The 12272-nt window shown below is 63.4% G+C and carries 10 protein-coding genes; 6 read left to right on the top strand and 4 right to left on the bottom strand.

Annotation, left to right across the window (positions count from 1 at the left end):
• Window positions 1-46 precede the first annotated feature (46 nt).
• The 3 genes from H1204_RS11660 (at window position 47) to H1204_RS11670 (ending at window position 1001) form a co-directional block, all read left to right on the top strand.
• Window positions 47-235, top strand: a complete 189-nt coding sequence (locus tag H1204_RS11660) for a hypothetical protein (RefSeq protein WP_180728423.1) — start codon at window positions 47-49, stop codon at window positions 233-235.
• A 182-nt stretch (window positions 236-417) separates the two neighbouring features.
• Window positions 418-588, top strand: coding sequence for a hypothetical protein (locus tag H1204_RS11665; RefSeq protein WP_180728424.1), 171 nt, complete (start codon window positions 418-420; stop codon window positions 586-588).
• A gap of 116 nt (window positions 589-704) precedes the next feature.
• Complete coding sequence (locus H1204_RS11670) at window positions 705-1001, top strand: hypothetical protein (protein ID WP_180728425.1); 297 nt, start codon at window positions 705-707, stop codon at window positions 999-1001.
• A gap of 17 nt (window positions 1002-1018) precedes the next feature.
• On the opposite strand, the gene H1204_RS11675 is transcribed toward H1204_RS11670, so the two are convergent.
• From H1204_RS11675 to msbA, 3 genes are all read right to left on the bottom strand, one after another.
• Window positions 1019-2293, bottom strand: coding sequence for an O-antigen ligase family protein (locus tag H1204_RS11675; RefSeq protein ID WP_180728426.1), 1275 nt, complete (start codon window positions 2291-2293; stop codon window positions 1019-1021).
• A gap of 235 nt (window positions 2294-2528) precedes the next feature.
• Window positions 2529-3503, bottom strand: a complete 975-nt coding sequence (locus H1204_RS11680; protein WP_243468479.1) for a glycosyltransferase family 4 protein — start codon at window positions 3501-3503, stop codon at window positions 2529-2531.
• A gap of 108 nt (window positions 3504-3611) precedes the next feature.
• A complete protein-coding gene (msbA, locus tag H1204_RS11685) occupies window positions 3612-5405 on the bottom strand; it encodes a lipid A export permease/ATP-binding protein MsbA (RefSeq protein ID WP_180728428.1) in 1794 nt (597 codons plus the stop codon).
• Between the two features lie 328 nt (window positions 5406-5733).
• Here msbA and H1204_RS11690 point away from each other — a divergent pair, with 328 nt between their 5' ends.
• Window positions 5734-6501, top strand: coding sequence for a glycosyltransferase family 2 protein (locus H1204_RS11690; protein ID WP_180728429.1), 768 nt, complete (start codon window positions 5734-5736; stop codon window positions 6499-6501).
• Between the two features lie 51 nt (window positions 6502-6552).
• Here H1204_RS11690 and dnaE read toward each other — a convergent pair whose 3' ends face one another.
• Complete coding sequence (gene dnaE / locus H1204_RS11695) at window positions 6553-10122, bottom strand: DNA polymerase III subunit alpha (RefSeq protein WP_180728430.1); 3570 nt, start codon at window positions 10120-10122, stop codon at window positions 6553-6555.
• 283 nt (window positions 10123-10405) lie between these two features.
• On the opposite strand from dnaE, the gene H1204_RS11700 reads away from it, so the two are divergent.
• Both H1204_RS11700 and gluQRS read left to right on the top strand, forming a co-directional pair.
• Window positions 10406-11281, top strand: a complete 876-nt coding sequence (locus tag H1204_RS11700) for a sulfurtransferase (RefSeq protein ID WP_180728431.1) — start codon at window positions 10406-10408, stop codon at window positions 11279-11281.
• 86 nt (window positions 11282-11367) lie between these two features.
• On the top strand, window positions 11368-12258 hold the full coding sequence (gene gluQRS, locus H1204_RS11705; RefSeq protein WP_180728432.1) for a tRNA glutamyl-Q(34) synthetase GluQRS: 891 nt from the start codon (window positions 11368-11370) through the stop codon (window positions 12256-12258).
• Window positions 12259-12272: the final 14 nt, after the last annotated feature.

The following is a 12272-nucleotide window of genomic DNA, read 5'->3' on the forward strand; positions in this document are numbered from 1 at the left end:
GCACGCCGTTTGCTGTTAGAGGATCACACCGCACGCGGGAGGCGCCATGCGCTCCGAACAATACGAATACAACGACGATCAGACAGCTCTACCTAACCCCTGCTACGACGGGCTTTACCGCCAAGCGTCACGCGCGGAAAGTGCGTTACCGAAGCACTCTGCGCCAAGCCTTCTGACCTTCAGCATCGCATGGCTTTTCGGCCTCGAAGCGCTGCTTTCCGACGACGAAAACTGACTCCTCAATGCAATCCGCATCGCGAAGCCATACGAAATTTCAATGACTTCCGTGTAGAGGTTACAGAGATTGATCGCGCGCGGTGTTCCGAAGGTGTAGGGCGCATGACGAAACCGCCCGCCGCCCTGTCCCGGCAAATCAGCTAGACTTTCGATATGCAGTTGCAATAGACGGAGGCAGCCATGGCTGAATCAATGGTTGGCATCGTGGTCGGCATTGTCGTGCTGGCGGTCATCGCGACGCTGCTGTCGCATCAGTTGCGGCGCGAGCATCACGTGCATCACATCCGCGATGGAATACCGGGCCGTTACGACGGGCATCGCTGGTGGGAGCGCCTGCGCCACCGGCACTGAATCCCCTTTCCACGCTATCTCGATAGCGCCGCGCGCTGCGGCGCACGACACACGGCAAGCGTCGACGTCGACCATCATCGTCAGGCCGCCGACGCGCCGCCCGCACGGAGGCAATCATGCCCGACGAGGCCGCAACCCTGAACTGGCAAAAAGTCGACTATGAAGGCTTCGAGATTCACGTCGCGCCATCGCTGAAAGACGGCGGCGAGCGATACACGTATATCGGCTATGTCTGCCACCCCGGCGCCGACCCGAAATTGCCGGGCCACACGGTGACGTTTCACGCGGACGGCGAAGAGTCGTTCAAGACACTCGACGACGCGACCTATGAAGCCGTGCACGTCGGCAAGAGCATCGTCGAAGGGACGCATCCGGATCTGTCGGTGCTGTCGCTGGTGACGAGCGGCGTCTGAACCAGGTCGAACTCGTCTTACCCGTCCAGGCGCTCTTCCGCCTGCGAAGGCGTGCCTCTACGACAACTCAAGAAAATGCCGATGAGGAAGATAAACAGATTGCCTTCGGTAAAGTTGAGCAACAGCGAATTCGCAAAGCAGCCGATCGTAAAAGCGAACAGATAAGCGAACACGATCGTGCGCGCTGGCTCGCGCAATTCGATCGCGGTCCGACCGATCTGCACGAGCAGGAACACGAATAGCGCAATGCCGACAGCGCCCAGCTGAATGCCCATGAGCAGAAATTCATTGTGCGGATTGCCCGCCGTGGCTGCAGCGGCGCCCGTGTTGTTGCGCGCGTACGCGTCGAACTCTTCCTGCACCGTGCCCACGCCGTGACCGATAATCGGGCGCTCGGCCATTAATTCGAGGCTGCGCCGGTAGAACACAATGCGCACGCCCATCGACGTGTTCTTGTTCGACGTTTCGTATGCGCTGATCTCGTCGTTCGTTTCCGCGAGCCGCGAGCTATGCGAATGCAGCGCCGCGTACACGAGACCGCCCGCAATGGCCACCAGCACGATGCCGCTGCCCCACCGCACCCACGGCTTCACGCCGCGCAGGGACTTAAAGTACGTCACGACGTAAATCAAGATGAAGAGAATCGCGATGATCTGCCCCGTGCGCCCCTGCATCATCAACAGCACGTTGACGATGGCCAGCAGCGCGACGACATAGAACGCCATCTTCGCGGCCCGCGCGCGCGCCTGCTTCGCGAAGTTCAGCGCCAGGTAGAACAGCAGCGCCATCATGATGCCAGCAGCGATATGGTCCTTGAAGACCCATGCCCTGCGGATCGGATCGGTATTCGAGTGCCACGGGCCAATGGACGTCCAGCCGAAGTAATTCGAGCATGACAGCAGCAACAATAGCGTCAACGCGCTGAACAGCGCCCACTTCGCAACCGTCGTCCACGCGGTGGTGCGGCAATCGCGGAACGTCAGCATCAGCAGCGGCAGATAGATCAGCTTGCGGTACTTCATCAGGAAGTCCAGCGCATGCATGCGATCCGCCGTCGTCCACGCGAGGCTCAGCGTCAGCACGGCGGCGAGCAGCAGCGCCGCCACGCTCACGCGGTCGGTGAAAAGCGAGCGCCAGTTGCGCCACACTTCGGGCGACAGCAGCGCGCACACCGCAAACAGCGTCGCCGCGATATTGACGCCAGCCGTCGACAACGGCACGGCAAACAGCGCGACGAGCGCGAAACTTCGCGCAAGGATCAGGGGATACGAATCTCTTGTAGCGTGTTGCATGTATGCTTCAACTCTCATTGACGAAGTGCGCTCGCGTAGCCTCGGACCAAGGGCTCGCTGCGTCGATGGCCCGGTTTTCGTCAGCCGGTGCCTTTTGTTGATCTTGCTGATCCTGCCTGCCTCTACCTGCGTCCGTGCCCGGGCGACGGGTCACGCCCTCGCCATCATCTCATGGCCGCCATGCGATTTGGTTTCACGCCTGCGCCCCATGCAAGCGGCCGTAAGGCGCGGAAAGTCATCGCGCGGCTCCGCGCAGATAGAACGCGGTGCGGGCGTCGAGCGCCTCGGAGGAATACAGTTGCTCGACCGTCCTGCGTGCGGCCGCACCAATCTTTGCGCGCAACGCCGGCTGCGCGATCAGTTCAGCGAGTATCGCCAGCGCTTCTTCAGACGTATCGAACAGATAGCCGTTCTCGCCATGCCGGACGACATCCGCGTAGCCGCCGTGCCGGTGGCATACGACGGGCAAACCGCACGCCATCGCCTCGAGCACCACGCGGCCGAACGTCTCGACGTGCTCGCCCGTACGGTAGTAGAAGATATCGAGCTCGTGCAGAAAGTCCGGCGCGGCCATTGCGCCTTCGGGCAACAGACGGATCGCGTCGTCTTGCGGCAACGCCCCTGCCAGCGTCGTCGCGCCTTGCAGCAGCAGCTTGCAGCCGCGCCCAGCGAGCGTCCTGTACACGGCGATGTCGTCGGGATGATGTTTGTCGGCCGTATCGCGGCTCAGACGGCCGATCACGGGCTGCGCGCGCGTGTCACGCACGCGCGGCGCAAAGCGTCCGATATCGATCGGCGAAGGCTGGATCTCACCCTTCACGCCGAGCAGCCGCGACTGAAACGCGGAAATCAGCACGAACTCGGTCGCGGGCCAGCGCAACAGCGGCGGCGGCGCCGACGTCAGCGCGAGCAGCTTCGGATGAAACGTGTTGAACACATACACGAGCCGCTCGGGACGGCCCGCGAAATACGGCCACACGCGGTTGCGCCAATGCGCGCCGACGAACACATATGTGCCGCCGCGCGGCACGCTGGCCTTGAGCGGCGCGATCCGGCGGATCGGATACGCCGCCGACAGTTCGTCCGACGTCCGCGACGACGTGCTCCAGAGCTGCACGTCGCCCTTACCGCGCAGTAGCTCGTACAGGCGCAGTGCCTCCTGCTCGCTGCCGCCGTTCGGATTGTGAAAGCCGTTGAAGATGTGAATCATGCCAACTGTCTGAATGGTCGCCGGCTGCATCGCACGCATCGCAGCGGCGGGCGCGCCCGCGTGCGGCGCCAGGCCGCGCGGGCGTTCTATCGTGGGGTCACGCGGCCGTCACGCCGCATGCTGCTGGAACTGGATGCGATGCAGATGCGCGTACAGCCCGTTCTGCGCGAGCAGTTCGCGATGGCTGCCCCGCTCGGCGATGCGCCCCGCATCGAGCACGAGGATGCGGTCCGCACGCTCGATGGTCGACAGCCGATGCGCGATCACGAGCGTCGTGCGGCCCTTCATCAGCGTTTCGAGCGCAGCCTGCACGTGGCGTTCGGATTCGGAATCGAGCGCCGACGTGGCTTCGTCGAGAATCAGGATGGGCGCGTCCTTGTAGACCGCGCGCGCGATCGCGAGGCGCTGACGCTGGCCGCCCGACAGCATCATGCCGTTGTCGCCGATCAGCGTATCGATGCCGTTCGGCATCGCCGCCACCGTGTCCCACAGATTGGCCGCATGCAAGGCCGCCTTCACGCGCTCCGGGTCCGCGGGCTGTCCATAGGCGACGTTGTTCGCGATCGTGTCGTTGAACAGCACGACGTCCTGGCTCACCATCGCGATCTGGCTGCGCAATTCATGAATGCCATACTCCGGCAACGCGACGCCGTCGACGAGCACCTGCCCGCTGCTCGGATCGAAGAAGCGCGGCAGCAGGTTCACCAGCGTCGTCTTGCCGCTGCCCGACGGGCCGGCCAGCGCGACCATTTCGCCCGGCGCGACCTTGAACGACACGCTATCGAGCGTTTGCCGCTGCATCGGACCCGTCGCGCCGTACTGGAACGACACATCGCGGAACTCGACCTCGCCCTTCGAGCGCTCCAGCTTGAGCCCGCCGCCCGGCGGCTCCGACGGCTCGTCGATCAGTCCGAAGATCAGTTCGGCTGCCGTCATCCCCCGTTGCAACGGTTGATTCACATCCATCAGATGCTTGAGCGGGGAAATGATCAGCAGCATCGACGTGACGAACGCGACAAACCCACCGACCGTCGTCTGATCGTGCGACGACTGCACGACGGCAATCGTGATCACGACAGCGAGCGCGATCGACGCCAGAAATTGCGTCAGCGGCTGCGCGAGGCCGCCCGATACCGTCATGCGCATCGAATAGCCGCGCAGCTGCTTGCTCATCTCCGTGAAACGGTCGATCTCGTATTGCTCGCCGTTGTGCACCTTGACGACCTTGTAGCCCCCCACCGTCTCCTCGACGATATAGGACAACTCGTTGGTCAGCGTCTGATGCTCGCGGTTCAGGCGGCGCAGCCGGCGGTTGATCTTGCCCACCAGCCAGCCGATGCCCGGCAGCAGCACCGCGACGATCAGCGTCAGGCGCCAGTTCAGATAGAACAGGTAGCCGAGCAGGAACACGACCGTCAGCGAATCGCGCACGAGCGTCACCATCACGCCGATCAGTACGTTCAGGATCTGGTTGACCTCGAAGACGATCGCGTTGATGACCGTGCTGGCCGTTTCGCGCTGAAAGAACGAAACACTGCTGTGAATCATCCGGTTGAACATGGTCAGCCGCAGATCCAGCAGGATGCGGTTCGACACGTAGGAAAGAAGGTAGCCCGACGCGTACTGCGTGGCGCCACGCAACAGCGCGAGGCCGATTATGGCGAGCGGCACGAACCATTTCGCGCTGTCGCTGCTGTGCGTGCCGAAGCCGTGGTCGAGCAGCGGCTTGAGCAGTGCGGGAATTCCCGCCTCGGTGGCGGCGACGACGCCCATCGTGAGGATGGCGGCGACAACGGTCCAGATGAGCGGTTTCACATACGGCCACAGCCGGCGCAGGACGACGACCGTCGACGTTGCTTCACCGGAGCCGATGGGCTTGCTTAACGTTGGCTTGGCGCTCAAGAGTTCCTCTGGGAATGCGGGCACGCTTCACGGCACCCGTGGGCCGCCCTCGGGCGGATTGCAAATGCGACATTGTAAACCGTTCGGCATGCCATCCCGACGCGGCTAAATGATTGGAAATCCACGCGTTTGCAGATTTTCCCGGCGCGGCGCGGGCGAGACGGCCTGGCGTGCCCGTGCGCCATGGGTCGGCGCTTGCCGTCGGCCGACTTCCCTCCGTGCACCGCTGTACGCCGCTGTGTATATACTTGCGCAACTTTCGTTGGGCGACGGTGCCGCGGCAGCAGGCTGGGCGGACCGTGCGCCGTCCCTCCCGGCATCGATTCGCATGACACAACCCACACTCGGCGTCGCCCTCATCACGAAGAACGCCGCGCTCCGCCTCGACGAATGCCTGCGCGCCGTTGCATTCGCCGATGAGATCGTCGTCGTCGACAGCGGCAGCACCGACCGCACCGTCGACATCGCCCGCTCACACGGCGCGCGCGTGCTCACGAACACCGATTGGCCAGGCTTCGGCCCGCAAAAGAACCGCGCGCTGGATGCGCTCGGTACGACCTGGGTGCTGTCGATCGACGCTGACGAGATCGTCACGCCGGAACTGGCCGTGTCGATTGCGGGCGTGCTCGCCGCGCCCGCCGCAGATGTCTATGCCCTCGACCGCCTGTCCGCCTTCTGCGGACATTGGGTGCGCCACAGCGGCTGGTATCCCGACTGGATTCCGCGCCTCTTCAAGCGCGGCGCCGCGCGCTTCTCCGACGACCTCGTGCATGAGCGGCTCGTGTTCGATTCGCCCGCGAAGCGGTTGGAAGGCAAACTGATGCACCACTCGTACGAAGACTTCGAGACGGTGCTGCGCAAGCTCGACGCGTATTCGACGGCGGGCGCGCAACAGCGTCATGCAGCGGGTCAACGCGGCAGCTTTGGCAAGGCCGTCGCACGAGGCGCGTGGGCGTTCGTGCGGACCTATCTGTTGCGGCGTGGGTTTCTCGACGGCCGGGCGGGTTTCATGATCGCGATGTTCAATGCGGAAACCGTGTATTACCGGTTTCTGAAGCTTGCGCAACTCGGCCGCGAGGATGCTTCGGGTCGTTGAGCGCGAGGGGTGCAGTGAATTAACACCACCCGCCCGTCACCGTCACTGGCGTCAATACACAATCTCGATCGCGCTGCCCGAAAACTCGCTGCGCAACGCGGCGAGCAGTTCGTCCGTCGGCCTCACGCGCCACGCATCGCCAAGCCGCACCTCGCCTTCCGCGTTGTCGCTGCGATAGACGATCTGCACGGCAAGCCCGTTCGGCATTGGCGTGGATGGACGTTGCGAGCGCCCACCCGAATCGCCGCCACCGCCGAAGCCGCCACGACCGCCGCCTCGTGCAGCGGGCGCCGGCGCGGCCACTTCCGCGTCTTCCGGCTTCGCGCGATAGGCTTCGAGCACGGAGCGCAGCGCGAGCGCATTCGCATTGCCGTTCATCTGCACCTTCACCGCCTGCGCGTAACGCGTGCGCGCACGGCCGAGGTCCATCGGCGTATCGACGGTAAAGCGGATGCCACCCGTGAACGCGTCGTTGCGCGCCTGACCTTGTACGACGAGCAGTTCGTCTTCCTTGAACAGCTGCTTGTGCGCCTCGAATTGTTCGTTGAAGACGGTCACTTCGCACTGGCCTGTGCCGTCGTCGAGCAGCGCGATCAGCATCTTGCCGCGCTGGGTCATCTGCGTACGCAGCGACACGATCACGCCCGCCACCAGCTTGTCGCGCCCTTCCTTCAGTTCGCCGATCTTCTGACGCACGAAGCGGCGCACTTCGTCCTTGTAGGCGTCGAACAGATGGCCCGACAGGTAGAAGCCGAGCGCCGTCTTCTCTTCCTGCAGACGGCGCTTTTCCGGCCACGCGGGTTCGTCGATCAGTTCATGGCCTTGCGACGGCGCATCGCCCATGTCGAACAGGCCCGCTTGCATCGCGTTGGCGCTCGCCTGATCCGCGGCTTCCATTGCGAGCGACACCGACGCGATCAGTTGCGCGCGGTTTTCGTGCAAGGAATCGAACGCGCCTGCGCGAATCAGCGCTTCGATCGTGCGGCGATTGACGATACGGCGATCGATCCGATTGCAGAAATCGAAGATATCGATGAACAAACCTTCTTCGCGCGCGCGCAGGATTTCTTCGATCGCGTTCTGGCCACTGCCCTTGATCGCGCCGAGACCGTAGCGGATCGTGCGCGAACGCTTGCCGTCGGCTTCCGCGACCGGCTCGAAGCGGTACGCGGACATGTTGATGTCGGGCGGCAGCACGGCCATCTTGTTCGCGAGGCAGTCTTCGAACAGGATCTTGACCTTGTCCGTGTCGTCCATCGCGAGCGACATATTGGCCGCCATGAATTCGGCGGGATGGTGTGCCTTGAGCCACGCGGTGTGGTACGCGAGCAGCGCATAGGCAGCCGCGTGCGACTTGTTGAAGCCGTAGCCCGCGAACTTCTCCATCAAGTCGAAGGTTTCGTCCGCCTTCTCGCGTGTCAGACCGTTCTTCGCGGCGCCTTCCGCGAAAATCTCGCGGTGCTTCGCCATTTCCTCGGGCTTCTTCTTGCCCATCGCGCGACGCAGCAAGTCAGCGCCGCCCAGCGAGTAGCCACCGATGATCTGCGCCATCTGCATCACCTGCTCCTGGTAGACCATGATGCCGTAGGTCTCTTTCAGAACAGGTTCGACGCGCGGGTCCGGATACTCCACCACTTCGCGGCCGTGCTTACGCGCGCAGAAGCTCGGAATCAGGTCCATCGGGCCCGGACGATACAACGCCACCAGCGCGATGATGTCCTCGAAGCGGTCGGGCTGCGCGTCCTTCAGCATGCCTTGCATGCCGCGGCTTTCCAGCTGGAACACGGCGACCGTATTCGCTTTCTTGAGGATCGAGAACGACGCGGGGTCGTCGAGCGGCACCTGCGCGAGCGACCAGCTTTCCTTCGACGGATCGAGACGGCGAATGTAGCGCTCGGCCCAGTCGAGAATGGTCAGCGTGGTCAGACCCAAAAAGTCGAACTTCACGAGGCCGACGGCTTCGACGTCGTCCTTGTCGTACTGGCTCACGACGCCGCTTTCATCGCCCTGCGTATAGAGCGGACAGAAATCCGTCAGTTTGCCGGGCGCGATCAGCACGCCACCCGCGTGCATGCCGACGTTTCGCGTCAGGCCTTCTACGCGCTGCGCGAGTTCGAGCAGCTGATGCACTTCGTCTTCGTTGTCGAAGCGCTCCTGCAGCAGCGGCTCTTCCTTCATCGCGTCGGCGATCGTGACGTGCTTGCCGGGCTTGAACGGAATCAGCTTTGCGACGCCGTCCGTGAACATATAACCGAGATCGAGCACACGCCCGATATCACGCACGGCCGCCTTAGCGGCCATCGTGCCGAACGTGGCGATCTGCGACACGGCGTCCGCGCCGTACTTCTCCTTCACGTACTGGATCACGCGATCCCGGCCGTGCTGACAGAAGTCGATGTCGAAGTCGGGCATCGACACCCGCTCCGGATTCAGAAAACGTTCGAACAGCAGGTTGTAGCGCAGCGGATCGAGGTCGGTAATGCCGAGCGCGTACGCGACCAGCGAACCCGCGCCCGAGCCCCGGCCCGGTCCTACCGGCACGCCATTGTTCTTCGCCCAGTTGATGAAGTCCGCGACGATCAGGAAGTAGCCGGGAAAGCCCATCTTGATGATCGTGCCGCATTCGAAGTCGAGCCGCGCGTAGTACGTTTCGCGCTGCGCGTCGCGTTCGGCCTGCTCGGGGAACAATTGCTCGAGGCGCTTTTCCAGGCCTTCCTTCGACAACTGCACCAGGTAGTCGTCGAGCGACATGCCGTCCGGCGTCGGGAACAGCGGCAGCTTGGGCTTGCCAAGTTCGAGCGTCAGATTGCAGCGCTTCGCGATTTCAATGGTGTTGGCCACCGCCGAGGGAATGTCGGCGAACATCGCGACCATCTCGGCTTGCGTGCGGAAATACTGGTCAGTCGTGAAGCGCTTCTGGCGACGCGGATTCGCGAGCATATCGCCTTCCGAAATACACACGCGCGCTTCGTGCGCGGTGAAGTCGTCGGGCGTCATGAACTGCAGCGGATGCGTGGCAACCACGGGCAGCTTCAGCGACGCCGCCAGAGCAACCGCCTGCTGCACATACGCCTCCGCGCCGAGCTGGCCGCCGCGCTGCAGTTCGATATAGAAACCGTTCGGGAAGATCGTCGCCCAGCGCTGCGCATTGCGTCTTGCGGCTTCTTCATTGCCCGCCGCGAGCGCCATGCCGACATCGCCATGCTGCGCGCCTGACAGCGCGAGCAGCCCTTCGGCGAATCCGCCTTCGAGCCACGGCGTTTCCACTTCCGCGCGCCCGCGATACTGGTTCGTCAGCCACGCCTTGGACAGCAGTTCGCAAAGATTCAGATAGCCAGTCTTGTTTTTGACCAGCAGCAGAAGTCGCGAAGGCTTGTCGCGGTCGTCGGGATTCGTGATCCAGACGTCGCAGCCGGCAATGGGTTTGACCCCTTTGCCACGGGCTTCCTGATAGAAACGGACGAGGCCGAATGCATTGCCGAGATCGGTAAGCGCGAGCGCGCCCTGACCGTCTTTGGCAGCGGAATCGACGACGTCGTCGATACGCACGATGCCATCGGCAATCGAGAATTCGGAGTGAACGCGGAGATGGACGAAGCGGGGATCTGACATGGGCGACATTGTAACCCCGCCCTCCCGAAATTTTTCGGCCAAAGCGCCCCCAGACCGCCGCATTGGCCACCTGGCCAAGGGCACTCATACGGGAGCCTTTGTCAATGGCCGCGAGCGCCTGAAGGGGTCGGTCATCCGGCTATTTCGACGCAGGTCAATATGCCGTCCGGCGGATTGCGGGCCAACTGTCAGGATGAGGGATAATACGCGTTCGACTCCATTTTTCTGCCGTACGCGTGCTGCGCCCGCCTTGATGCGCGCGCCGCGCATGGCGCTTTACCGCTGGACCAGCATGAATATCCTGAATCTTTCGTCCTACCAGTTCGTGACGCTCGACAAGACCGTCGAATGGCGGCCGCTCGTCACCGCGCGCTGCGACGAACTCGGCCTGCGCGGCACCATCCTGCTCGCGCCGGAGGGCATCAACCTGTTTATCGCGGGTGAAATTCCGCAAGTGCGCGAGTTCATCGACTACGTTCGCCACGATCCCCTGTTCGAAGGTAAGTTCGCGGAACTGCAGTTCAAGGAAAGCCTGTCCGAGAAGCAGCCGTTTCGCCGCATGCTCGTCAAGCTCAAGCGCGAAATCATCACGATGAAAAAGCCGGCTATCCAGCCGGAACTGGGCCGCGCGCCGGCCGTCGACGCCCACACGCTGAAGGCATGGCTCGACCGCGGCCACGACGACGCGGGCCGCCCCGTCGTGATGCTCGACACTCGCAACGCATTCGAAGTCGATGTCGGCACGTTCGACAACGCGCTCGACTACCGGATCACGAAGTTCAGCGAGTTCCCCGAAGTGATCGAGCAGAACCGCGCGGATCTCGAAGGCAAGACGGTCGTGTCGTTCTGTACGGGCGGCATCCGATGCGAGAAGGCGGCCATCCACATGAAAGAAGTCGGCATCGAGAACGTCTATCAGCTCGAAGGCGGCATTCTGAAGTATTTCGAGGAAGTGGGCGGCGCGCACTACAACGGCGAGTGCTTCGTGTTCGACTATCGCACCGCGCTCGACCCGAACCTGCAGCCGACAGCGACCGCGCAGTGCTTCGGCTGCCGCGCAGTCGTCATGCCGGAAGACCAGAAGTCGCCGTTCTACGTGCCCGGCAAGACCTGCGCATCCTGTCATCCGGAAGCGCAGCGGCAGACCGTTGCGGCGCACGCGGCGTAACCGCGTTGCGCGTATCGCGTCATCGTTGCCCGCATGAATCCGCTTCGCATGAATCGCCTCGTCGCGGCCCCTAACGGCCTGGCGGCATGACAACGGGCAGCGAACCCTATCGCGGCCGTTTCGCGCCGTCGCCGACAGGCCCGCTGCACTTCGGCTCGCTGGTCAGCGCGCTCGCGAGCTGGCTCGATGCGCGTGCGCATCGCGGCGTGTGGCTCGTGCGCATCGAGGACATCGACGGTCCTCGCACCGTTCCCGGCGCGGCAGAAGATATCCTCGATACACTCGCTCGCTTCGGCATGGTGGCCGACGAGCCGCCCGTCTGGCAAAGCCAGCGCATGCCGCTCTACCAGCATGCATTCGAGCGCCTGCAGGCCAAGGGCTTCGTCTATCCGTGCGGCTGCACGCGCAAGGAAATCGCCGATTCGCTCGTGCGCGTGCACGCGCGGCACACGACCCTCGCCTATCCCGGCACCTGCCGCAACGGCCTGAACGGCAAGCCTGCGCGCGCATGGCGTCTGCGTGTGCCGGACGGAAATGCAGCCATCGTGACGTTCGACGATGGCTGGCAAGGCCAGCAAACCCAGAATCTCGCGACCGAGGTCGGCGATTTCGTTCTGCGGCGTGCGGACGATCAATGGGCATATCAACTGGCCGTCGTCGTCGACGATGCGGATCAAGGCATCACACACATCGTTCGCGGCGCGGACCTGCTCGATTCGACCGCGCGGCAGATCTATCTGCAACAGTGTCTGGGCGTGCCGACGCCCTCTTATCTGCATGTACCCGTCGTGACGAATGCCGACGGCGAAAAGCTCAGCAAGCAGACGGGCGCATTGGCGCTAAACGCGACGGACCCGCTCGTCGCGCTGAACGACGCAGCGCTGCATCTTGGACTGAAGTTGACGCAAGCAGCGACGTCGCTCGATACGTTCTACGCGGAAGCGATCGCTGCCTGGTCGGAGCGCGTGAAACGCTGACGCGTCCGCCCGCA

The organism is Paraburkholderia sp. PGU19, from assembly GCF_013426915.1.
Classification (GTDB): domain Bacteria; phylum Pseudomonadota; class Gammaproteobacteria; order Burkholderiales; family Burkholderiaceae; genus Paraburkholderia.